Origin of the sequence: Chryseobacterium sp. PET-29, from assembly GCF_025736815.1 — a bacterium.
Classification (GTDB): Bacteria; Bacteroidota; Bacteroidia; order Flavobacteriales; family Weeksellaceae; genus Chryseobacterium; species Chryseobacterium nepalense.
Genome location: NZ_CP107053.1, coordinates 1,733,140 through 1,755,049, shown reverse-complemented (window position 1 = coordinate 1,755,049; position 21,910 = coordinate 1,733,140). Strand labels below are relative to the sequence as shown.

The following is a 21,910-nucleotide window of genomic DNA, read 5'->3' as shown; positions in this document are numbered from 1 at the left end:
ATTTTATTATAAATTTTATATGTACCGGTTTTTTTAAAATTACTTTTTTGTAAATTGCTGATAGCACATTATTAAATATCAATCAATGAAAATTTTTACAGCAGAGCAGATTCGCGACTGTGATCAATACACTATAAAAAATGAGCCGGTTTCTTCTGTACAGCTTATGGAAAGAGCTGCAGAATCATGCGTGGAATGGATCTCTGAAAACTGTAATCATCACCGTAATTTTGTTGTTTTCTGTGGAAGCGGAAATAATGGGGGCGACGGTTTTGCTATTGCCAGAATGCTTTACCAGAAAGGATTCGATATAGATGTATTTACTCATACAAAAGCTAAGTTTTCTTCCGATGCTCAGGAAAATTTCAGGCACATCAAAGAAATTTCAGGAATAACAGTCAGAGAGTTTAAAGAAGTATTCAATTATCGTTTTGACAGCAGAACAGTGATTATTGATGCGCTCTTCGGCACCGGACTTTTAAGAAGTCTGGACGGTGATATGAAAAACCTGGTAGAGTTTTTAAATCAGAAAAAAAACATAAAAATTTCCATTGATCTGCCTTCTGGTCTTCTGGCTGATGCTGTTTCAGATTCAGATTCGGTTGTTTTTATCGCAGACTATACGTTAAGTTTCCAGTTCTGGAAAAAATCTTTTCTCCATGCCGAAACCGGAAAGTTTGCAGGAAGAGTTCAGGTGTTGGATATTCATTTAAGTCAGGATTATATTGATGAAACTGAAACGGAAGATTTTGTAATTGATGATGAGATCATTAAAACTATTTTTAAAATAAGAAGTGAATTTTCGCATAAAGGAACTTATGGAAAGGTAAATATTATCGCCGGAAGCTATGGGAAAATGGGAGCGGCAGTACTTTCTACCAGGTCTGCTCTGAAGACAGGTGCAGGTCTCACTTTTACACTGGCTCCAAAATGCGGATACGAAATTTTGCAGACTTCTGATCCGGAGGCCATGTTCATCGAAGGCGGAAAAGATTGTATTGAAAGTTTCGATGTTGATGAAACAGCTGTTTGCGGAATAGGTCCCGGAATCGGAACCGATGAAAAAACAGCGACAAGTCTTCTTAAGTTTTTAAAAAGCTATTCAAAATCGTTGATTCTTGATGCAGATGCTTTAAATATTATAGCTCAGGATCCTGCCAGTTTAAATTTAATTCCTAAGAAATCGATTATCACTCCCCATCCCAAAGAATTTGAAAGGCTTTTCGGAAAAACGAAAAATTCTTTTGAAAGAACGGAGTTGGCTAAAAGTAAAAGCCGGGAGATGCAGATTTATATTGTTTTAAAAGATCATCATACCCAGATTGTTACCCCGGAAGGCAAGGTTTTCTATAATATCACAGGCAATTCCGGTCTGGCCAAAGGCGGGAGCGGCGATATTCTTACGGGAATTATCACTTCATTCCTGGCACAGCAGTATACAGAGCAGGAAGCAGCAGTGTTGGGCGTATGGTTCCATGGAAAAGCAGCTGAATTTGCTTCAGAGAAACATTCCAAAGAATCCATGCTTCCATCTGATGTAATTAATGAGTTTGGGAATGTATTTTCTGAATTGAATGGTAAAGTGGAGAAGCTTTTATGAGAAGCTTTTAAAGATAATAGACGAGAGAATACGTCAGATTCCAGTCTTGAACTTTGTTTGACTATACCGAAATAACATTCACCGAGTAAAATAATATAATCTTCGATTCTAAGACAAAAGATAATTGAATAATCTTAATCAAAAAATGATAACCAAATAAAAAGCAAGCCTTCACGACTTGCTTTTACTTGTTGTAATAAAATATCTTAAGAATTATTCAGGTTTTTCATTTTCCGCCTGTGTGATTCTGAACTTTTTAGATATAATCATGATTACAACGCCGGCAATCATAAAAGGAATTGATAATACCTGTCCGGTATTCAGTCCTCCGAACTGAATGAATTCATCACCCTGTGGCTCTTTCAGGAATTCTACAAAGAATCTTATTGCCCAAAGAATGATGAAAAATAATCCGAACAACCATCCCTGCTGATATTTCTTATTGGTTTTTCTGTATAAAATCCACAACAGGACAAACAGACAGATATATCCGAATGCTTCAAAAAGCTGTGATGGATAACGTGGTACTGTCACGCCGTACTCGCTGCTTTGTTGCGGGAAAAGTAAAGCGAAAGGTGAGTTGGGATCCACCGGCTTTCCGATAATTTCGGAGTTAAAGAAATTTCCAAGTCTTACGAACGCACCGCCCAATGCTACAACAATTCCAAGTCTGTCGTACACCCATAAAGGATTTTTCTTAATAATTTTAAATGAATAATAAAGGGTGGTAAAAATCAGTGCGATGGTTGCTCCATGACTTGCCAATCCTGAAAACCCGGTAAATTTAAGGCCATTTTTGGTGCTGATCGGTAAAAATACGCTCCAGAAATCTTCTTTGAATAATTCCGGCTGGTAAAAGATGACGTGTCCCAAACGTGCCCCCAGAATTGTTCCTACCAAAGTCCAGGTAAATAATGGCTCCAGGTATTTCTGGTTGACATTGTCGATTTTAAAGATCCTGTTCATTAAAACATACCCGAAACCGAATGCGAAAATGAACATTAAGCTGTAAAAATGCAGGGTTATTGGTCCCAGTACAATTCCTTTTGTAGGATCCCAGATCTTAAAAGAAGTCTCCAGGTTTATCTGATCTGATGAAGCAATCGGTTTACTTGATTTTACCGCGTACTTGAAAGCTGCGATATTATCTTTCGTGGCCGGTGTTTCTATAAGCTTGAAATTTTTATCCAAAAACTGGTAGTGAGCTGTTTTAAGCTTATCCAGAGTAAGAGCACTGATGTTGAAATAGGCAGGTTCAAAATTAGCTTCGTTCAGAATAATCAGTATGTTTCCTTCTACTTTTCTGTCCGGGAACACGTTAAGGTCTCCAAGTTCCGTAGTACTGTAGATCTTTACAGGAATATTTGCATTGTTGATTTTTAAAGTTCCTTCCGACATTCCGTCCGGATAATTCTGCGCAAATAAACACTGGGTAATAAACGCAAAAATAACGAGGTACATTCTGAAAAAAATATTGCTCATTTCTATTCTTTTATAGTTTGTTATATTCTAAATTTTATTGTGTCGGGGCGGAACGGGATCATAGCCGCTTCCTCCCCAGGGATGACATCTTGAAATTCTTTTGATGCCCAGCCAGAATCCTTTCAAAGGCCCATGCACCTGTAACGCTTTTACCATATAATGCGAACAGGTAGGTTCATACCTGCAGTTTTTAGGCAGCAGCGGAGAAATAAACCATTGGTAGAATCTGATGAGAATTACCAAAGGAAAGGTGATGATTTTGTTGGCTGTACGTTTCAAAACATTGCAAAAATAGGGTAAAAAATCGGAAGTTGGCGGAAATATACCGGAAGTTTCAGCAGGAAAGGAGGGTGTTTATCGGAGATATTTTGGTGTTGATCGATTTGTGAAATTGCTGTAACCTAAATTATTGCGATCCGTGTTATTTTCTAAAAGAAAATTATGTATTTTTGATAAAATGCTTCTTCCCAAAACCTTATCGGCAATAAAGAAGAACATAAAAAGTTAAGAACAGGTAGAATTCTGGAAAAGCCAGGCTGAAAGCAGCAAGTAATTTCCTTTTTTCCCGAAAAGCTGTTGCACCCCTGTAATGACTTTTCGGGAACACCCGAAAGTTTGTCGCACCCTCGCAACAGCTTTTCGGGAAACCCCGAAAGCTTCCTGCAGCCTGCAGGAGATTTTCGGAAATATCCGGAAGGTAATCTTATTGATGAAGGGGGCTAACCGGAACAGATAAATAAAAAATCGTATCGTACGGTTTAAATAATAAAAATAATACACAAATGAATTTTATTGATTTACCTAAACTCCGCGATGCAGAATACCTGCAATACGTAAAAGACTTCTCAGGAATTATCGCCCTGAACAATCCTTCAACCTTACAGATCGATGCCAAACTTTCAACCTTTAACACCAGGATTGATGAGCTTGAAAACCTGTACAAAGAAACCTTGGACAACGGGAAAACGCAGGACCTTTTGCAGTTGGATGAAAGAAGAGATAGTGCCGTCAAAGGAATTTATTATTTTCTTCTGGGGCATTCTTATCATTTCGAAGCAGATAAAAAACAGAAGGCACAATTGCTTCTCGATAATATGGCTCTGTATGGAAGCGGTATTGTGCGTTTAAATTATCGGACAGAAACCGCAACGATTAATAATCTCATCAGAGATTGGGAAAATAAGCCCGAACTTACAAATGCGGTTGCCTTCTTAAATCTTTCTGTATGGATCAATGAGATGAAAACAGCCAATGACCTGTTTAATACTGCCTATCTTTCCCGCACCCAGGAATATGGTTATGCAAGTACAGAAGCTATTAAGTCTAAAAGAGAAGAGGTGGATGCCGCCTATTATGCATTGCGTGACAGCATTGATACGATTCATCTTCTGGTGGAAATGCCGCTATCACCATACGAAACAGTCATCAATCAGCAACTGAATACGCTTACGGATCAGTATAATATACTGCTGGTGAATAAAAAAAATGTTTGCCTGTAGAAGAAAAATTAAGAGCTACCTTGAGAATAAGAAATCAATTAGCCCAAAAAACCCGTCAATACATTGGCGGGTTTCTTTTATGCTGTGACAGGAATAAGATTTGTATTACTTTATTAACTTTGCATTACATATTAATACCAGTTCACAATATTTAACTTTAACAAATACTTTTACCTACCTTGAATCAAAATATTCCATTAGCAGAAAAACTAAGACCGAAGACACTGGAAGATGTTCTTGGGCAGGAGCACCTTACAGGTGAGAAGGGAACCATAAGGAAAATGCTGCAGAATAATACACTGAATTCCTTAATTTTCTGGGGGCCGCCGGGAACAGGAAAAACAACCCTGGCAGAAATTATTTCGGAACAGTCGGGAAGGAAATTCTATAAGCTTTCTGCAGTTTCTTCGGGGGTTAAAGATGTCCGTGACGTCATAGAAGATGCTAAAAAACAGAATCTTTTTTCGGGAAAGTCTCCGATTTTATTTATTGACGAAATTCACAGATTCAACAAATCACAGCAGGATTCGCTGTTGCATGCTGTAGAGAAAGGATGGATCGTCCTGATTGGGGCAACCACGGAAAATCCCAGTTTTGAAGTGGTTTCCGCATTGCTCTCAAGAAGTCAGGTTTATATTCTGAAAGCACTGAGCTATGAAAAACTTGAGGAATTAATAGATATCGCTCTTGATAAATTTAATACTGATGAAAAGTCTGATTTTAAGGTTGTTGAAAAAGAAGCATTCATACAATATTCCGGCGGTGATGCAAGGAAACTGATCAATTCTGTGGAGCTGGTGCTCAATCAATATATCAATTCTTCCAAAAAAGAGATCGGTAATGAAGATGTTCTGGAAGTACTGCAGGAAACGATGGCACTGTATGATAAAAACGGCGAACAGCATTATGATATCATTTCAGCATTCATCAAATCAATGCGCGGAAGCGATCCAAATGGAGCGGTGTATTGGCTGGCAAGGATGATTGCGGGAGGAGAAGATATTAAGTTCATAGCCCGGAGAATGCTGATACTGGCTGCTGAAGATATCGGATTGGCAAATCCTAATGCTTTGATTATGGCCAACAACTGTTTCCAGGCGGTAAATGTGATTGGGAATCCGGAGGCAAGGATTATCTTGAGTGAAACGGCAGTTTACCTGGCGGTCTCTCCAAAGAGCAATTCAACCTATATGGCTATCAATGAGGCGCTGGCACTTGTTAAAAAAACCGGAAATCTTCCTGTTCCCCTTCACCTGAGAAATGCTCCTACCAAACTGATGAAAGATCTGGATTATGGGAAGGAATATAAATATGCACATTCATATGATGGTAATTTTGTTGATCAGGATTTCCTTCCGGAAGAGATCCGTGAGGTAACATTGTATCAGCCGGGCAACAATGCAACGGAAAAGAAAATCTATGAAGAACTTAAAAAGAAATGGAACAATAGATATTAATGTTGTGCTGTAATGAATAAATAAAAAAAGGATACTTACACAAGTATCCTTTTTTATATAATATTTTAAAAAATTATTTCTTAATACCAGTTGTGATGGAAACGGCTTTTGCCCCATGGTTGTCTATAACTTCCATTTTATTCAGGATATCACCGAAAACTTTTGTATCACTGTTTTTAAATTCATAGCCGTCAATGAATACAGGTGTATCTTTGGCAAGGCCATAATGCACGTTAAGTTCGGAAAGCGGAATCCTGTCGATTGCTCCTTCGTCGCTTTTTAATTTATATACTACCAAACCGTTTTCAGCGATGAAGCTGTATTTTTTAAGGTTTTGCGGAAGTTCTGCTGCAGATTTGTAAGTCTGTGTATTCTGAATAGCGGTTTTATGATTGGCAGTAAACATATCTACTGTTCCGACAATATCATCAGCCACTGCAAATTTTGTAGAAGCATTCTTCTGTGCAAATAAAGTGACAGAAGACAATAATAAAAAGGAGTAGAGCAATTTTTTCATAATGTTTTTGGAATAAGTATCTGTTAAAAACTTGATAAATATAGTTATTTTTTAGAAAGCGTAAAGAAAATTTTATAATAATTTAATCAAATCATTAAAAATAAACCATTTTCAGGTTGTTTTGTCCGGTTCTTCCTTTTTCTCAACCATCGTTACTACTATATTTTTCAGTCGCTGGAATAAAAAAGAGCTGAGCAGTAAAATAAAACCGAGTATGATAAATGCAATGATCCTTGAAACATTATCCATTTTCCAGACATCATACAGATAGAGCTTGACAATCGTGATGCCCAATAAAGCGAAGCCGGCCTTAGCATATTCTCTGGCATCGGTTTTCAACCCCTTATAAATAAAAATACTTGCCAGTATAGCCCATATAATCGGAAGGTAAAGTAGAGTAAAGTATTCCTGAAGTTTTTTCATACCGACGATATTTTCCGAGAAGGTTAAAAGATAAATGTGATGTGTTTCCATGCTTACAGCGGTTACAATAGCAGTTACTAAAAGCCAATAGGAAAGCTTTATTGTGAAAAAAGATGAATGGGGAATGATTTTTATTATGGTAAAGATCAAAGGAATCAGATACAGCCCATACATGAAATAATACTTTAGATCAACATTTTTCATAATAATATGGGTAATAATTCCGGAGCCGGCGATGATGGTGTTCAGAATAATCAGGGAGAAAAAAATATACAAAAGTCCGTATTCAAGTATTTTTGCGATCTCAAGTTTTTTTCTGAAAAGCAGAATAATAAAAATAAAATACAAAGTGAAAAGCATTCCGATGATAAAAATAATGATCATCGGTTCGTCCGAAATATGATAAATGATTTCTGATAAAATGGCAATATAAATAACCGCATAGCTTACCGCCGAAAACAGGTTTTCAAAAAAGCTGCTGCCTTTTTGTTTCTGGTGTATTTTTCTGAGCAGGCTAAGGTTCATAAAAACGGTAATAACAGTTACCAAACTCGTTAGAAACACAGGATTGAAAATGATTTTAAGATTCCGGGAATTTATATATTCTGCCCAGGTCATTATTTGCGCAATAATCACAAGAGGGAAGAGGATATAAAAAAAGTTCCTGAAAATACTAAGGCGGGTTTTCCTCCAGATGAAAAGGAGAAGGGTACTTTCAATAGCCCAGACCGTGGTAATTAAATGAGTACTGAATTGAAGTGCAAAAGCTGCCGTAATAAGACTCACTGCAATCCCCGAAAATATGGAATGTGCGCTGCCGAATTTTTTTTCCGAATGTTCTCTGTACAACAGAATTCCATTGATTATAGCAAATGCAACGGGGAAAATAATAACGGGATCATATTGTAATTGTTTGAAAATAAATACCGTCCCGATAATTCCTGTAAAGTTCACCAGAATAAGCATCAGAATATCAGTGGGCAACAATTTCTTTTGCGTGAAATAGTTCTGTAATGCAAATGCGTAGAAAATAATATAGCTTATTACATAAAAATATACTGTGTTGATTTCAGTCTTTGTCAGCGTCCAGTAAAAAAGGTAGATACAGGTGAAAATAAATGAAATCCAGCCAATACTCTTCCATTTTTTAAGGAATGCAATCGCAAGCATTCCGGTATTAATGACGGTTATATAGATAAAAAGAAAAGGGTAATTGCTTTGTCCGGTGCTGATCATCAACGGAGCAAGAAATCCTCCGAACAGCGAAAAAATAATGAGAATTTCACTTTTGTAATAATAAGAAAGAAATATGGAAACCAGCGTTACAAAACATGTCATTGAAAATGCTGCATTCTGCGAAAACAAATGGTACTCCCGAAATGCAATGGTTGTTGTAAAATACAGTACGGAAATACCGCCACCAGTGATAATGGAAGCAAAAACGGTATAATTCTTTCTTAGAAAATGCCCGGCAGTAATTATTCCCGCACCTGCAGCAAAACCTATTGCTGCTCTTGAAACTTCACCGAGCCAGTTATTGTCAATCGCATATTTCACGAAATACCCGATTCCGAGAACCAATGTGAAAATCCCGGCTATTGCAAGGGCATTCTGCTTTAAAAAATCAAATATTGGACTGATTTTTACGTTAGGCTCTTCGGTATTCTTATTATCGTGAGATCTTTCATCTTCTTCAATAATTTCTTCTGATAATGGAAACAGTTGTCTCTCCGGAAGATCTTTTATTTCCTCTTTGCGTTTTGCGGTTTGTTCTTCCCTGATTTTCGAAATTTCGTTCTCGAGATTCCTGATCCTTTTATTCAGACTTCTGAAAAGAAGGATGATAATAATTAATAAAATGATGATCAGGATATACATCTGCTTCGGATTTGGTAACATCAAATATAATTAAATGTTTTACAAGTATGCTGACTGCAATTTGTATTTCTATGACAAAAGATTTACATTAAAAAATCTTTCGGATATAAATTAACTTTTAACTTTCTAATCCAAACTCTTTGTAATTTCCCAGGAAGTTCGTTTCTGCATCCAGCGCTTTTAATTCTTCCAAAGCATTATGATGAAGTGCAGATTCCCATTTTCCAACCACGTTAATGAAAAAGAAATAATTTCCCAGTCCTGTTTTAAGCGTTCTCGATTCTATTTTGCTGAGATTCATTTTTCGCCATGCAAATACGGATAATACCTGGTGAAGGCCTCCTGCATGATCTTCCGGAAGAGTTACCAGCAATCCTGATTTTTCACCTAAAACTTTCAGGCTGTCGTTGTCATAGCTCCCCGGATCTTTGGAAATGATAATAAATCTTGTATGATTCTGCTCAAAGTCATGGATATTGTGATGAATAATCTTCAGTCCGTACAGATTGGCTGCAAACTGATTGGCAACGGCTGCTAAATTCCTGTCCGCATTTTCTGAAACATATCTTGCAGCAGCAGCAGTTGAAGAGAAGTCCTGTTTCTGAACTTCCTTAAAATGCGTATCCAAAAAGTGGAAACTCTGCGCCAAAGCCTGCGGATGGGAATAAATCTTCTCAACAGGCCCCGAATCTGAGTCAGGATGTACCATCAGATGATGGGCAATCGGCATCACTGCTTCAGCCAGTATTTTTATTCCGGCTGTTTTATATAAATAATCCAGTGTCATGGAAACCGTACCTTCGATAGAATTTTCTAGGGGGACAACGGCTGTATTCACTTCGCCTTTTTCTACCGCTTTAAAGCAGTCGAGAATATTGGGTTGAGGAATAAGCTCTTCTCCCGGGAAAAGCTGAATCGCTGCAAGCTGTGTAAAACTGGCCTCCGGGCCCAAAAATGCAATCTTCATTATTATTTATTTATTCTTTCCAGTTTTCTTTAATCAGTGCCATGAGGTAATTCGGGCATTTTACTACTTTATTGGTTTTAGCATCAAGAAAAAAAAGTGTGGTAGAAGCCTCTGTAATTTTAATATTTTCCTCGTTAAAAATTTCATACTCGAATTCAATTCTCACACCGGGAATTTTTTTAACATAAGTATGAATTTCCAGTTTTTCATCGTAAAAAGCAGGCCGCAAATACTTAATTTTATACTCCGAAACAGGCAGCCAAATTCCTTGATTCTCAATCTCATTATAAGACATTCCTATACTGCGGAAAAGTTCTACGCGGCCAATTTCGAGGTACTCTGCATAATTACCATAATAAACGTATTTCATGGGATCTGTTTCTCCGTAACGTACTCGTAATGAGTGTTTTGTATATATCATTATTCCTGCTTAAATATACATACAAATATATTTTTAAATAATCAATAACTACAATATTTTTTTTTGAAATAAAAAATATGGACCTTTGTCTTCCTTCCAAAAACAATACTAACTAAGAACTAATCGGGGCATAAATTATGGATGAAAATTTAATGTTGACATGGCAGAAGTGCCTTCAGTTCATGCGCGATAATCTAAACGCTGCTGAAGATAATTCTGATCTTAAAAAACTTGAAAAATCTTTCGATTTACTGTTTGATAAAGTACAGCCAATTTCTTTGGTTGACAACAATCTTACATTAATGGTCCCGAGTGATTTTTACAAGGAATATATTGAGGATAATTACCTGTCCTTGCTTTCTGCTGCCCTGAAGAAAAATATAGGAAAAGGTGTAAAATTATGGTATTCGGTAATGGAGAATAAGCCTTCAGGTTTAGAAAAACCGGTTACCATGAATATGAAAGGAAAAACCGTTCCTACCCCTAAAGTTCAGGAAACAATGCCTCAGGGATTTTCATCAAATATCGTCAATCCTTTTGTAGTGCCGGGAATCAAAAAAGTAAACATTGATTCCAACTTAAAATCGGATTTCTCTTTTGATAATTATGTAGAAGGAGAAAGCAATAAATTTGCAGCAACTGTAGCAAGATCTATTGCAAAGAGACCGGGAGCAACAGCTTTCAACCCTTTATTTTTATATGGTGGTTATGGAGTTGGAAAAACCCATCTCGGCCAAGCGGTAGGACTGGAAGTAAAAAGCCAGTTTCCGGATAAAGTCGTTTTGTATCTTTCTTCCGAAAAGTTCATCCAGCAGTTTATTTCGGCTGCAAAAGCTCATAAGCAAACAGAATTTGCCAATTTTTACCAGATGGTGGATGTTTTGATTATTGATGATATTCAGTTCCTTTCCGGTAAATCTGCAACGCAGGATAGTTTCTTCCATATTTTCGATTATCTTCATCAGAACGGAAAACAGATTATCCTTACATCTGATAAAGCTCCGGCCGATATTATGGATATTCAGGACAGAATTGTTTCCCGTTTTAAATGGGGACTTTCCGCAGAAATAAAATCTCCGGATTACAGCACCCGTAAACAGATTATCGTTGATAAATTAAGCAGAGACGGTATCGTTCTTACTGAAGATATGCTCGATTTCTTAGCTTCAGAAGCCAAAACAAACGTAAGAGAACTTATTGGAGTGATCAATTCTGTAATTGCATATTCTACCATTTATAAGTCAGATTTAAGTCTTGAATTGTTAAAGGATACCATCAATAAGATTGCAGCCAATCAGAAGAAAATCATCAATATTCCGTATATCCAGGAAGTGGTTTGCGATTACTTCGGAATCAAAAGAGAGCAGCTTTTATCCAAGACAAGAAAAAGAGAAATTGCACTGCCAAGACAGCTGGCCATGTATTTTGCGAAAGAGCTTACAAACGCAACCTTTACTAAAATCGGTGAAGAAATGGGTGGAAAAGACCATTCTACGGTAATGTATGCCTGCGAAACGATTAAAGATGTTTCTAAAATCGATAAAGAGGTTAAAAAATACGTTAAGGAATTATCCGAAAGAATTAAGCAATAAAAAAAATCAATGTAGATATTAAAAATGGAGAATAATTTTATTCTTCATTTTTTATTTAGTTTTGTCTGAATTTAATTATTATCAATATTGCCATGAAAATACTGATGGTCTGTCTCGGAAATATTTGCAGAAGTCCTTTAGCAGAAGGAATTATGAAAGCTAAAGCTCCCAAAGATTTTTATATAGATTCTGCAGGAACCATTTCACTCCATGAAGGGAAACATCCCGATAAAAGAGCTATACAAACCGCAATCCGTCACGGAATTGATATTTCCCAACAAAGATCCAGACCCATTACACCAGCGGATTTTGAAAATTTTGATAAAATTTACTGTATGGATGTGGATGTATTGGCAGATGTTGTTTCCAAAGCACGGAATGAAGATCAACGAAAAAAAGTTTCCTTATTTCTGGAAGTGCTCGGCGATCATCAGAATGCTGAAGTTCCGGATCCGTATTGGGGAGATATGAAAGAGTTCGAAGAAGTTTTCCAATTACTGAACCGTGGTTGTGAAGCTATTTTAAAACAAATAATTTAGTATGAGAAAGATATTAATCTTACTTTTGCTGAGTTGTAATTTTATTTTCGGACAGACTAAAGATGAAAAGGCTATCAGACAAGTAATGACTGATTTTATGAATTGCATTAAAACGAGGGATGAAGCTAAATTTATTTCTCTTTTTCAGGAACCTGTTCTCTGGACAGGTGTATATACTGATCGGACTTACAGAAAAGTTTTAGAAAAAGATCCCAATGAAAAAAGTTTTTTTACAGATAATTATAAAGCATTTATCAAAAGTTTTAAAAACAATAAATCTGAAGAGCGGTTTGATAATGTTAAAATTATAGAAGACGGATCAATTGCTTCTGCTAATTTTGACTACAGCTTTTGGTACGATGGCAAGATGCTAAATTGGGGAAAAGAAATATGGACACTGATGAAGATCAACGGTCTATGGAAAATAACATCAGTTTCTTTTTCAATGGATATGACAGAATATTACGTACAACCTTCTTTACAAGAGAGACTTAAAAAATAATATAAATGCTTTTCTTACTTCCGGCTTACCTTTCCGAAAATACTTCTATCACGCATTTTTCACCAGTGATAAAAGATTACATCATGCAGACTGACTACTTTTTTGTGGAAAATGAAAAAACCGCAAGAAAAGTGGTGAAATTCTTTGCTCCTGAAAAAAAACAATCGGATCTTAAACTTTTTCTTTTAGATAAATACACGGAAAATGCGGATATCAAAGAAGCACAGGAACTGATGCTGAAAGGTCAGGATTTTGGATTGCTTTCAGAGGCAGGACTTCCATGTATTGCAGATCCTGGAAATCTCATGGTAAAATGGTGCCACGAAAAGAATATCCGGGTGATTCCTATTTCCGGGCCTTCGTCAATTATTCTGGCTCTAATTTCCAGCGGATTTAATGGTCAGGAATTTACATTCAACGGATATTTGCCGATTGATAAAGGAGAAAAGAAAAAACAGATTCTGCATCTCGAGACGATGGTTCAGAAGACTGGTTATTCACAGATTTTTATGGAAACGCCTTACAGGAACAATCAACTTTTTGAAGATCTCTGCAAGTTTTTGTCACCGAATACAAAATTATGTATTGCTGCCAATATCAACGATCCGGAACACGAGTTTATCAAAACCAAAACCATAAAAGAGTGGCAGAAACAGAAACCGGAACTGCATAAAATTCCGGCGGTATTTGTACTGGGGAAATAAATTTTATAATCTCACGCTGATTTTCCAGATTAATCAGATTTTTTGTCAAATTTTGATTTGCGTAATCTGTTAAAAAGATGGTTCGACGAACTCAGCATGACATCTCTAATACTAAACTATTGTTGTGTAATGGTATCAGACTGAGCCTGTCGAAGTCTGTGTAATGATCAATTTTATATATTGAAAATATCTTTATCCTTTATTTTTTCTTATTGTTCCTCCATTTTCTCCAGAGAAATACAACAACAGGAATCAGCAGAAAGAAAGGCCAAAGCGAAATAACTCCTAATAAAAAAGCTACAAAACTGTTCCAGCCTTCCGTTACAGAATCACCAAACCGGCTTCCGAAACCTATTTTTGAAGTAGCGGAACTTCTGATTTTTTCTTTGTATAAATTTACATTCAGAGTACTGTAATTCACGCGGTCATCAATAAAACGGAGCCTGCCTTCCGCAACGTCAATTTCATCTTCCAGAGCACGGATATTTTCCTGGATCTCCAGCATGTCTTTCGTTGTTTTTGCTGTTTTAAGCATCTCACGGTATTTTTCAAGATAAATTTTCTTGTTGCCGAGTTTAATGGAAACATCGGTATATTCTTCCGTTACATCATTGGATGAAATATTTTTAGACAATACAGCACCGAGTCCACTAGAAAAAGAATGGATTAAACCATCAAAATTCTGATGGTGAACCCGAATAGTAAGATCCAAATTTTCATCGTTATCCGTATTCTGAAACTCCTCTTTCTGAACATAGGCTTTATTGTTTTTAAGAATAGAATTAATATGCTCCTGTGCCTTTTTGATATCACCCACCTGAATTCTCATTTCACCATTTTTAATAATCTTCTTGGTAATTGTGATAATCTGTGAAGACGGGTTTTCAGGATCAACTTCTTGATTGGGAGGCATCATTTTTTCAGGTAAAGAAGTTGGTGTACTCACTGCAGCTACTTTATCTTCCTGAATGACATCAACAAGACTGGCATTGAGCGACTGCGCTTCATTTTTTTTACAATGGATAAGAATTAAACAGAATAAAGGGATCAGTAATTTTTTCATGAATAAAAGTTTTATTGAGCACAGCAAAAAGTGTACTGAAAATTGTATCAGACTCCAATGCTGTTTTTTCTCTGGTTTATATTAAAGATACATTGAAATAATTTTATATTTTTAGTCAATGAAAAAAAGTCTTTTAGCTATTGTATTTTCACCGTTTTTAGTATTTGCCCAGGAAGTTCCGAAACTTACCGATGAGGTGGCCATAAAACTATCTGAAAAGCCACTGCATTGCATCACCCAGGAATATCCCAACAAAACTGCACATATCATCAACAATGAAAGTGAAGTTTCTTTAAGCCCGAAGGTATTGCATCCCAGCTTTTATGGCTGTTTCGACTGGCACAGTTCGGTACACGGACACTGGATGCTGGTTCGCTTATTGAAAACAAAGCCGGGGCTTTCCATAGCAAAAGAAATTGAAAATACGCTGGATCAGTCATTCAGCAAAGAAAACCTGCAGGTGGAAGCAGATTATTTTACAAAGTATCAGCTTACCGGTACTTTTGAAAGAACCTACGGTTGGGCATGGCTGTTGAAACTTGATGAGGAACTTACGACATGGAATCACCCTAAAGCAAAAATCTGGCATCAGAACCTTAAACCGTTAACAGATAAGATTCTGGCAGCCTGGAAAGCCTACCTTCCAAGACAGACTTATCCTAACAGAACAGGTGTTCACCCTAACAGTGCTTTTGCTATGGCTTTTGCGCTGGACTGGGCCAGGTCGGGCGGAGATAAGGAATTTGAAAATCAGCTGATCGAAAAGGCAAAATATTTTTATTTAAAAGATGAAAAAACACCTGCTTATCTTGAACCGGACGGATCGGATTTCTTTTCTCCGAGCCTTGAAATAGCAGATTTAATGAGAAGAGTTCTGCCTCAGAAAGAATTTGTACAATGGCTGGACACATTTTATGAGAAACGCAGTATCGAAAATATAGAAAAGATTCCTGTTGTAAGTGATCTGTCAGATTATCAGACGGTACATCTGGTAGGACTATCTTTTTCAAAAGCATGGTGTATGAAGGGAATTGCAAAATCACTTCCGGACCGTCATCCCCTGAAAAAAGAATTTCAGAGAACAGCCGCATTATTTTTAAATAACGGCCTTCCGCTGCTTTTCCAAGGAAATTACGGAGGTGATCATTGGCTGGCCAGTTTTGCGGTGTATGCTTTAGAAGATTAATCCCATTTAAAGCGTGATGCTGATGAGGGAAGTTAAGTTATCTATCCTAAAAAATTTACTTCCATCATCCAGCTTCTGTCTTCCTTATAGGAATTCTAATATCTGATTCCTGTTTTTTTAAGAATAAAACTTAGCAGCCATATCGGCCCGACTAAGAGAAACTGTAAGTCTTTCAGAAAAGATGGTTTTTTTCCTTCAATTTTATGACCTACAAACTGGAAAATCCAGGTAACCACAAAAACCGAGAGGTAAACGATCCATGCATTTTCTTTAAACCTAATATTGATTCCGTATGCAAAGCTTTCCATGATTACCATCAGGATAAACATGATGATACTTATAACAACCGAAAGCCGCATGTAAAAAATGGTAACTAAAGCAATTGCTGCAAAACTTACATAACTGATCTCTCCAATGTAGATAAAGCCGATTGACTTTGACGGAATAAGGGAAATAAACCCTAAAATACTCCAGAAAATCAGCGGGACACAAATCCAGTGGATCAGTTTGTTGGTAGAATTCCTGTGGCTTTCACTGTATTCTGCAATAAGCAAATCAATTTTTCTCATAGCTGTAATTTGGAACACTAAAATAATAAATTTTTGTAATCACTCAGCAGATTGCTTACATTTGTTCTATGTCTGTCTTAGAAAAATTCGGGGTTGAAATTTTTACCCAACATAATATTTTCGAGAGAATTGCTGTCGACAAACCTTTCCGTCCGGAAAATCCTGCGTTTATCTTTATAAAATCAGGAACGATAAAGCTGAAACAGCATTTCCGGGATCTGGAACTTTCTGCCAATATGTTTATGGTAACAGACCCGCAGACGGTCTATGAAATGATCTCAGTAAGCGATGATTTCCAATCCAGAATGGTATCTTATAAAAGAGAATTTATCTCGGCATTATCATTAAAATTCAACAGGTTAATTACATATCGGTATTTCAGACAGCAGATGAATATCGGCGTTCCTTTTCATGCCGATGAAATGGAAGTCGTATGGAAAAGCGTTAATTTCTTAAAATATATCCTGGATTCTGAAACGGAAATGACCTATAAAAAAGAGATTGTGGAACATCTGTTTTCCGTATTCTGCTATCAGATGGCCGGAATTATTTCCAAAGAAGACAGCAGTGCCATGAACCAGATGTCGAGGCAGGAAGAAATTGTTTTTGTTTTTCTGAATGATGTGGCTAAACATCACAATGCTGAGCGAAGTGTAGAGTTTTATGCCGCACGGCAGTCGATTACAACCAGACATCTTTCATCGGTTGTTAAGCATGTTACCGGGAAATCCGCCAGTGAGATCATTGCTTTAATTGTTATCAATGAAGCAAAGGTGTTATTGAACTCGTCTAATAAGCCTGTTTCCGAAATTTCTGCACTTCTTGGTTTTAGTGATCAGTATTCTTTTTCTCACTTTTTTAAAAAACATCTGGACGAAAGTCCAACCCGGTATAGAAATCAGTTCGAATACTGAAATCCTACATTTGAACATCTTTTTCCAAAATTCAAACATTTGTTTGAGTTCGTTGGTGCCATAACTTTGCATTCGTAAAACAAGGTAAAATGGTACAGAATATAAAAACAGTGCTGTCATTAATGATGGCAGTCTTTCCTGCGCTGTTTTTTTCACAGGAAATAAAACAGATGACAGCGAATGAAGTGGCGGAACTTGCTCTGCAGAACCATCAGCAGCTGAAAGTTTCGGCACAGAATATTGATATTGCAAAGCAGAATACAAATGTTGTAAAGTTGCAGAAACTCCCGAATATAACTGCATCTACAAGTCAATTCTATTTGGGTGACGCCGTAGCAATTGACAAGGATTTCTCAAATTCAACAAATGTTGCCATGCCTCATTATGGAAGCTCGTACGCTGTTCAGGCAACCCAGCTGATCTTTAAAGGAGGATTGGTGAACAAATCTATTGAAATGGCAGGACTTCGCGAGCAGCTTTCCGAGCTTGATCTGGAGAAAAATAAACAGGATGTGAAAATTCTGGTAATTTCCAATTATCTGGATGTCTATAAAATTGTAAACCAGGAGAAAGTTTTTCAGAATAACAAAAAGCTGGCACAGGAAAGGCTTAAAAATATTCAGAAATTCTATCAGCAGGGAATGGTCACCCGTAATGAAGTGATTCGTGGTGAGCTGGCAATTAAAAACCTTGATCAGGGAATCCTGACATTAGCCAACAATAAAAAAATTCTCAATTATAATTTAAGTGTTGCCCTCGGATTAGCTCCGGATACGGAAATCGTTCCTGTAGAAAGTCTTGAGAACAAAGAATCCGGTATTGGTATTGACTATTATCTGAGTCTTTCTCACGATAACAATCCTTTACTAAAATCGGCACAGACCAACGTGAATGTTGCCGATAAGAATATCGAAATCATTAAAACGGATAAGGCACCAACCATTTCAGGTTTTGGCGGGTATAGTTTGCAAAGACCCATTACGACAAGAAATCCTGTTCTGGATATGTATTCCGGAGGATGGCAAACCGGAATTTCCCTCAGCTATAATATTGATAATTTATATAAGACTAAAGAACGGGTAAAATTGGGTGAGCTTCAGAAAAATCAGGCCAATGATGCGGTAACCCTGACACAGCAGAATGTAGATATGGCCGTAAATGCCGCTTACATTAAATATCAGGAATCCATTCAGCAGGCAGAAATTCTTAATGATGCTAAAAAATTAGCAGAAGAAAACTACAAGATTACGGAAGCGAAATATCTGAATCAGCTTGCGGTTCAGGCGGAAATGATCGATGCACAGAATCAGAAATTACAATCGGAATTAGATTATGCCAATGCAGAGATCAATGTACTGTATCAATATTACAATCTGCTGAAATCAACAGGGACATTATAATTTTTTAAGGTAAATAAAACAATGGAAAACAAGGAACAAAATATTCAGAATACAACTTCGGCACCAGTACAGACCAGTGCTGCAGCAAAGAAAAAAGAAAATAAAAAAAATAAACTCCGAGCAATTATCTCCAATATCGTAGTATTTGTGGTCATTGGTTTCGGATTATTCTGGCTGGTCCGCGAATATTTTCATGTGGGCGATAAAACGTATACGGAAGCAGCTCAGGTGGAAGAGTTTATTAATCCTATCAATACCAGGGTTTCGGCCTATATTAAAGATATTAAATTTATTGAACATCAGCCTGTAAAAAAAGGTGACACTTTGGTTATTCTGGATAACCGCGAGATTCTTACCCAGCTGGGACAGGCGGAAGCCGCCTACCAGAATGCTCTTGCCCAGAGAACGGCAACCAGTTCTTCCGTTAATACAGTATCCAATAATGTCAATGTTATGGAATCCAATATTGCCGGTGCCAAAGCCAGATTATGGAACGCAGAACAGAACCTCAACCGGTATAAAAATCTTCTGACTTCCGAAGCCGTGACCAGACAACAGTACGACCAGGTAAAAACCGAATATGACGCACAGAAAGCAGCTTATGAAACCTTAATCAACCAAAAACAATCTGCAAACCTTTCCACAACTGAGGTGAAAAGTAAACTTGGGATCAATGATGCTGAAATTAAAAGAACAAAAGCAGCTCTCGATATGGCCAAGATCAATCTTTCGTACACCGTAATTATCGCTCCTTATGACGGCGTGATGGGACGAAGAACCATCTCGGAAGGTCAGCTGATACAGCCCGGACAGCAGGTCGCTACCATTGTATTAAACGGACAGAAATGGGTAACTGCCAATTTTCTGGAAAGTCAGATGCCTGATGTGAAAATCGGAGAAAAAATGATGATGACCGTAGATGCCTTGGGCGGAAAACAGTTTGAAGGTGTGGTAACGGCAATTTCTGCGGCAACCGGATCAAGATATTCCAGTGTGCCGACCGATAATTCCACCGGAAACTTTATTAAAGTTCAGCAGAGAATTCCTGTGAGAATAGAATTTACAGAAGCCAATAAGAAAGCAGACCTCGATAAACTGAGCGCTGGAATGAATGTGAATTTAGTGAGTAAAAAGTGAGAGGTGAGAAGTGAGAAGTGAGAAGACCAAGTATAGCAGATTGTAAATTCATAAAACTCTTGAGCCTTTATAATTTTACTTCTAACTTCTAACTTCTAACTTTTTCACGTCTCCCATAATATAAAATCTATGTACAACAAAGGACTATACAACGACTGGGTTCCCAAACCACTACAGCTTTTTCTTATCGTATTGCTGCTTGCAGTAGTAATGCCGTTGGGAGGAGTGTATACCGGAAACATCAACTATCTCGTAAACGGAACCGGTGCGATGACAGAATATTTCATGTGGGCTAATTATGCAACAACCATCGGAATGGGCGCCTGTATGCCGATTGTTCTCAGGATGAAAATGAGATTTAAGGTCCGGGATAAAATGACAGTTTTGCTGGTGCTTTTAGGATTGCTAAGTTACCTAAATTCCACAACCTATGATCCTATGATCTTTGTGTTCAGTTCACTGGTAATCGGGTTTTTAAAAATGATGGTTACGATAGAGCTGTTTCTTCCGCTGATGGCGATGATTGGAAACCGCGGAATGTTTTATGGCGCATTTTATACTTTCGTTCTGGTGCTCAATCAGGTAGCAGCATACTATGCTGTGGACATTTCTATCCGGTACAACTGGCAACAGTTTTATATCATTGCTGCAGTTGGATGTTTCGTACTGGCGCTGCTGCATTGGATCTTTATGCATCATCGATACTTTGCCTTAAAAGTTCCGCTGCATTATATAGACTGGCTGAGTGTTTTGCTTTTTGTGGCAACCTTTATGTTTTCGGCCTATGTTTTTTCGTTCGGGAAACAGCAGGACTGGCTTCATTCAAACAAAATTATCAATGCAGGAATTGCAGCTTTTGCGAGTTTTTCATTGCTTGCGATACGGCAGCTTACTTTAAAAAGACCGTATTTGTCTTTTAAAATTTTCACCAAAAATAATGTTCAGCACGGTCTATTCATGCTTTTCTGCCTGGGCATGTTTTTAGGAACGACTTCGTTACAAAATACTTTTGCAGTAGGGGTGCTGGGATATGATCAGCTGACCAATGCGCAACTGAATCTCTTAATGATTCCCGGTTTGATCCTGGCAGGTGTAACGGCTATTTTCTGGTTTAAAAAAGAAATCCCGCTGAAAATGTTCATCTTTTCGGGTTTTGCCGCTATGTTGGGATATGCGATCATTATGTACTTTTCCATGGTGCTGGAGTTCAGCTATGGCTACTGGTATCTTCCCATGTTCCTGAAAGGATATGGAATGGGAGCACTTTTTATTTCCGTATGGTTTTATACGCTGGACAAACTTGAGATGGATGAAATGCTTGCTGCCATCGGTCTGGTGCTGGTCTGGAGAACATTTCTGGCAGTAGGTGTTTTTTCAGCACTGTATTCCTGGTTTCAGTACCGTTTTCAGGTAGTGGCTGTCGGTGATCTGGCGGTATATATGGATGGGATGACCGTATCGCCGCAGAATGTTGCTGCCAATATGAAGCTTATTCAGCTGAATGCCATTATCATTGCTACCAAAAAAATATTCGGATATATCATTCTGGCCGGAATCGGTGTGTTGATCTACGTGTTTACTCATCATTTCGGTAAAGAACGTTTTGTCTCTACGCGTTTTATAAGAATGCTTACAGGTAAATCGGTCATCGCCAGAAGAAGGCTCCGTGAAAGAAAAAAACTTTTAGAAGAAATAAAAGACGCAGCAGGGCCTGCGCTATAACGATACCTTGTTTTTCATTTACTTAGTCAAAGCTTCATTTTATTTATAGAATGGAGCTTTGCATTTTACGGAATTGTCTTAATAGTTTTACGCAAATTGCTATTTTTCAATGCGGTGTTGACCGTACTGTTGAAGGTGCGTTGACTGTACCTTTGAAGGTGTGTTGAACGTACCTTTGAAGATGCGTTGACCGCCCGATCTAAGCAGCGTTGACCGTACGGAGCAAGATGCTTGTGTCGAGGCTAACATGATGCTTGTGACGTACGATGCAATCATCTTGATGATACTGCCTTATTCTTAATATGCAAATTAGCATCAGAATTAATTGCATATTAGCA

21 protein-coding genes are annotated in these 21,910 nt (G+C 37.5%); 12 read left to right on the top strand and 9 right to left on the bottom strand.

Annotated features, from left to right (window positions below; genetic code table 11):
- Positions 1–85 precede the first annotated feature (85 nt).
- On the top strand, positions 86–1,600 hold the full coding sequence (locus ODE14_RS07640) for an NAD(P)H-hydrate dehydratase (protein WP_263603601.1): 1,515 nt from the start codon (positions 86–88) through the stop codon (positions 1,598–1,600).
- A 213-nt stretch (positions 1,601–1,813) separates the two neighbouring features.
- On the opposite strand, the gene lgt is transcribed toward ODE14_RS07640, so the two are convergent.
- From lgt to ODE14_RS07625, 3 genes are all read right to left on the bottom strand, one after another.
- Positions 1,814–2,680 (bottom strand): prolipoprotein diacylglyceryl transferase, encoded by an 867-nt coding sequence (gene lgt, locus ODE14_RS07635; protein ID WP_412059353.1) that lies wholly within the window; start codon positions 2,678–2,680, stop codon positions 1,814–1,816.
- Between the two features lie 429 nt (positions 2,681–3,109).
- On the bottom strand, positions 3,110–3,361 hold the full coding sequence (yidD, locus tag ODE14_RS07630; protein WP_248392420.1) for a membrane protein insertion efficiency factor YidD: 252 nt from the start codon (positions 3,359–3,361) through the stop codon (positions 3,110–3,112).
- A gap of 225 nt (positions 3,362–3,586) precedes the next feature.
- Entirely contained in the window at positions 3,587–3,862 is a 276-nt protein-coding gene (locus ODE14_RS07625; protein ID WP_263603600.1) for a hypothetical protein, read from the bottom strand.
- A 2-nt stretch (positions 3,863–3,864) separates the two neighbouring features.
- Here ODE14_RS07625 and ODE14_RS07620 point away from each other — a divergent pair, with 2 nt between their 5' ends.
- Both ODE14_RS07620 and ODE14_RS07615 read left to right on the top strand, forming a co-directional pair.
- Positions 3,865–4,581: a DUF6261 family protein gene (locus tag ODE14_RS07620; RefSeq protein WP_263603599.1), complete on the top strand. Its 717-nt coding sequence runs from the start codon at positions 3,865–3,867 to the stop codon at positions 4,579–4,581.
- A 179-nt stretch (positions 4,582–4,760) separates the two neighbouring features.
- The gene (locus ODE14_RS07615) at positions 4,761–6,038 is read left to right on the top strand and encodes a replication-associated recombination protein A (protein ID WP_263603598.1); all 1,278 of its coding nucleotides are present in this window, start codon (positions 4,761–4,763) and stop codon (positions 6,036–6,038) included.
- A 73-nt stretch (positions 6,039–6,111) separates the two neighbouring features.
- Here ODE14_RS07615 and ODE14_RS07610 read toward each other — a convergent pair whose 3' ends face one another.
- The 4 genes from ODE14_RS07610 to ODE14_RS07595 all read right to left on the bottom strand — a co-directional run bounded on the left by ODE14_RS07610 (position 6,112) and on the right by ODE14_RS07595 (position 10,244).
- Positions 6,112–6,555, bottom strand: coding sequence for a hypothetical protein (locus ODE14_RS07610; protein WP_263603597.1), 444 nt, complete (start codon positions 6,553–6,555; stop codon positions 6,112–6,114).
- 111 nt (positions 6,556–6,666) lie between these two features.
- Positions 6,667–8,877, bottom strand: coding sequence for a DUF2339 domain-containing protein (locus ODE14_RS07605; protein WP_263603596.1), 2,211 nt, complete (start codon positions 8,875–8,877; stop codon positions 6,667–6,669).
- Positions 8,878–8,974: 97 nt separating this feature from the next.
- Entirely contained in the window at positions 8,975–9,823 is an 849-nt protein-coding gene (gene pheA / locus ODE14_RS07600; RefSeq protein WP_263603595.1) for a prephenate dehydratase, read from the bottom strand.
- A 10-nt stretch (positions 9,824–9,833) separates the two neighbouring features.
- A complete protein-coding gene (locus ODE14_RS07595; RefSeq protein WP_263603594.1) occupies positions 9,834–10,244 on the bottom strand; it encodes an acyl-CoA thioesterase in 411 nt (136 codons plus the stop codon).
- A 137-nt stretch (positions 10,245–10,381) separates the two neighbouring features.
- Here ODE14_RS07595 and dnaA point away from each other — a divergent pair, with 137 nt between their 5' ends.
- The 4 genes from dnaA (at position 10,382) to ODE14_RS07575 (ending at position 13,581) form a co-directional block, all read left to right on the top strand.
- The gene (gene dnaA, locus ODE14_RS07590) at positions 10,382–11,836 is read left to right on the top strand and encodes a chromosomal replication initiator protein DnaA (protein ID WP_248392431.1); all 1,455 of its coding nucleotides are present in this window, start codon (positions 10,382–10,384) and stop codon (positions 11,834–11,836) included.
- Positions 11,837–11,928: 92 nt separating this feature from the next.
- A complete protein-coding gene (locus tag ODE14_RS07585) occupies positions 11,929–12,375 on the top strand; it encodes a low molecular weight protein-tyrosine-phosphatase (protein WP_263603593.1) in 447 nt (148 codons plus the stop codon).
- 1 nt (position 12,376) lies between these two features.
- The gene (locus tag ODE14_RS07580; RefSeq protein WP_263603592.1) at positions 12,377–12,877 is read left to right on the top strand and encodes a nuclear transport factor 2 family protein; all 501 of its coding nucleotides are present in this window, start codon (positions 12,377–12,379) and stop codon (positions 12,875–12,877) included.
- A gap of 5 nt (positions 12,878–12,882) precedes the next feature.
- A complete protein-coding gene (locus ODE14_RS07575) occupies positions 12,883–13,581 on the top strand; it encodes an SAM-dependent methyltransferase (RefSeq protein ID WP_263603591.1) in 699 nt (232 codons plus the stop codon).
- Positions 13,582–13,780: 199 nt separating this feature from the next.
- On the opposite strand, the gene ODE14_RS07570 is transcribed toward ODE14_RS07575, so the two are convergent.
- Entirely contained in the window at positions 13,781–14,644 is an 864-nt protein-coding gene (locus ODE14_RS07570) for a DUF4349 domain-containing protein (RefSeq protein ID WP_263603590.1), read from the bottom strand.
- A 118-nt stretch (positions 14,645–14,762) separates the two neighbouring features.
- On the opposite strand from ODE14_RS07570, the gene ODE14_RS07565 reads away from it, so the two are divergent.
- A complete protein-coding gene (locus ODE14_RS07565) occupies positions 14,763–15,830 on the top strand; it encodes a DUF2891 domain-containing protein (protein WP_263603589.1) in 1,068 nt (355 codons plus the stop codon).
- 95 nt (positions 15,831–15,925) lie between these two features.
- On the opposite strand, the gene ODE14_RS07560 is transcribed toward ODE14_RS07565, so the two are convergent.
- Positions 15,926–16,399 carry a DUF962 domain-containing protein gene (locus ODE14_RS07560; RefSeq protein ID WP_263603588.1) on the bottom strand — a complete coding sequence of 158 codons (474 nt, stop codon included), beginning with the start codon at positions 16,397–16,399 and terminating at the stop codon, positions 15,926–15,928.
- A 68-nt stretch (positions 16,400–16,467) separates the two neighbouring features.
- On the opposite strand from ODE14_RS07560, the gene ODE14_RS07555 reads away from it, so the two are divergent.
- From ODE14_RS07555 to ODE14_RS07540, 4 genes are all read left to right on the top strand, one after another.
- Positions 16,468–17,313 (top strand): helix-turn-helix domain-containing protein, encoded by an 846-nt coding sequence (locus ODE14_RS07555; protein ID WP_263603587.1) that lies wholly within the window; start codon positions 16,468–16,470, stop codon positions 17,311–17,313.
- Positions 17,314–17,402: 89 nt separating this feature from the next.
- The gene (locus ODE14_RS07550; RefSeq protein ID WP_263603586.1) at positions 17,403–18,713 is read left to right on the top strand and encodes a TolC family protein; all 1,311 of its coding nucleotides are present in this window, start codon (positions 17,403–17,405) and stop codon (positions 18,711–18,713) included.
- 21 nt (positions 18,714–18,734) lie between these two features.
- The gene (locus tag ODE14_RS07545) at positions 18,735–19,850 is read left to right on the top strand and encodes an HlyD family secretion protein (RefSeq protein WP_263603585.1); all 1,116 of its coding nucleotides are present in this window, start codon (positions 18,735–18,737) and stop codon (positions 19,848–19,850) included.
- 129 nt (positions 19,851–19,979) lie between these two features.
- Positions 19,980–21,572 carry an MFS transporter gene (locus tag ODE14_RS07540; RefSeq protein ID WP_263603584.1) on the top strand — a complete coding sequence of 531 codons (1,593 nt, stop codon included), beginning with the start codon at positions 19,980–19,982 and terminating at the stop codon, positions 21,570–21,572.
- The last annotated feature ends 338 nt before the right edge of the window (positions 21,573–21,910 follow it).

Excerpts from the sequence above, each read along its gene's own strand:
- ODE14_RS07585 (WP_263603593.1), top strand. The coding sequence starts at position 11,929 with ATGAAAATACTGATGGTCTGTCTCGGAAATATTTGCAGAAGTCCTTTA.
- ODE14_RS07575 (WP_263603591.1), top strand. The coding sequence starts at position 12,883 with ATGCTTTTCTTACTTCCGGCTTACCTTTCCGAAAATACTTCTATCACG.
- ODE14_RS07545 (WP_263603585.1), top strand. The coding sequence starts at position 18,735 with ATGGAAAACAAGGAACAAAATATTCAGAATACAACTTCGGCACCAGTA.
- ODE14_RS07540 (WP_263603584.1), top strand. The coding sequence starts at position 19,980 with ATGTACAACAAAGGACTATACAACGACTGGGTTCCCAAACCACTACAG.
- ODE14_RS07620 (WP_263603599.1), top strand. The coding sequence starts at position 3,865 with ATGAATTTTATTGATTTACCTAAACTCCGCGATGCAGAATACCTGCAA.
- ODE14_RS07560 (WP_263603588.1), bottom strand. The coding sequence starts at position 16,399 with ATGAGAAAAATTGATTTGCTTATTGCAGAATACAGTGAAAGCCACAGG.
- ODE14_RS07580 (WP_263603592.1), top strand. The coding sequence starts at position 12,377 with ATGAGAAAGATATTAATCTTACTTTTGCTGAGTTGTAATTTTATTTTC.
- pheA (WP_263603595.1), bottom strand. The coding sequence starts at position 9,823 with ATGAAGATTGCATTTTTGGGCCCGGAGGCCAGTTTTACACAGCTTGCA.
- ODE14_RS07550 (WP_263603586.1), top strand. The coding sequence starts at position 17,403 with ATGGTACAGAATATAAAAACAGTGCTGTCATTAATGATGGCAGTCTTT.
- ODE14_RS07605 (WP_263603596.1), bottom strand. The coding sequence starts at position 8,877 with ATGTTACCAAATCCGAAGCAGATGTATATCCTGATCATCATTTTATTA.
- ODE14_RS07555 (WP_263603587.1), top strand. The coding sequence starts at position 16,468 with ATGTCTGTCTTAGAAAAATTCGGGGTTGAAATTTTTACCCAACATAAT.
- ODE14_RS07640 (WP_263603601.1), top strand. The coding sequence starts at position 86 with ATGAAAATTTTTACAGCAGAGCAGATTCGCGACTGTGATCAATACACT.
- ODE14_RS07610 (WP_263603597.1), bottom strand. The coding sequence starts at position 6,555 with ATGAAAAAATTGCTCTACTCCTTTTTATTATTGTCTTCTGTCACTTTA.
- ODE14_RS07595 (WP_263603594.1), bottom strand. The coding sequence starts at position 10,244 with ATGATATATACAAAACACTCATTACGAGTACGTTACGGAGAAACAGAT.
- dnaA (WP_248392431.1), top strand. The coding sequence starts at position 10,382 with ATGGATGAAAATTTAATGTTGACATGGCAGAAGTGCCTTCAGTTCATG.
- ODE14_RS07565 (WP_263603589.1), top strand. The coding sequence starts at position 14,763 with ATGAAAAAAAGTCTTTTAGCTATTGTATTTTCACCGTTTTTAGTATTT.
- ODE14_RS07570 (WP_263603590.1), bottom strand. The coding sequence starts at position 14,644 with ATGAAAAAATTACTGATCCCTTTATTCTGTTTAATTCTTATCCATTGT.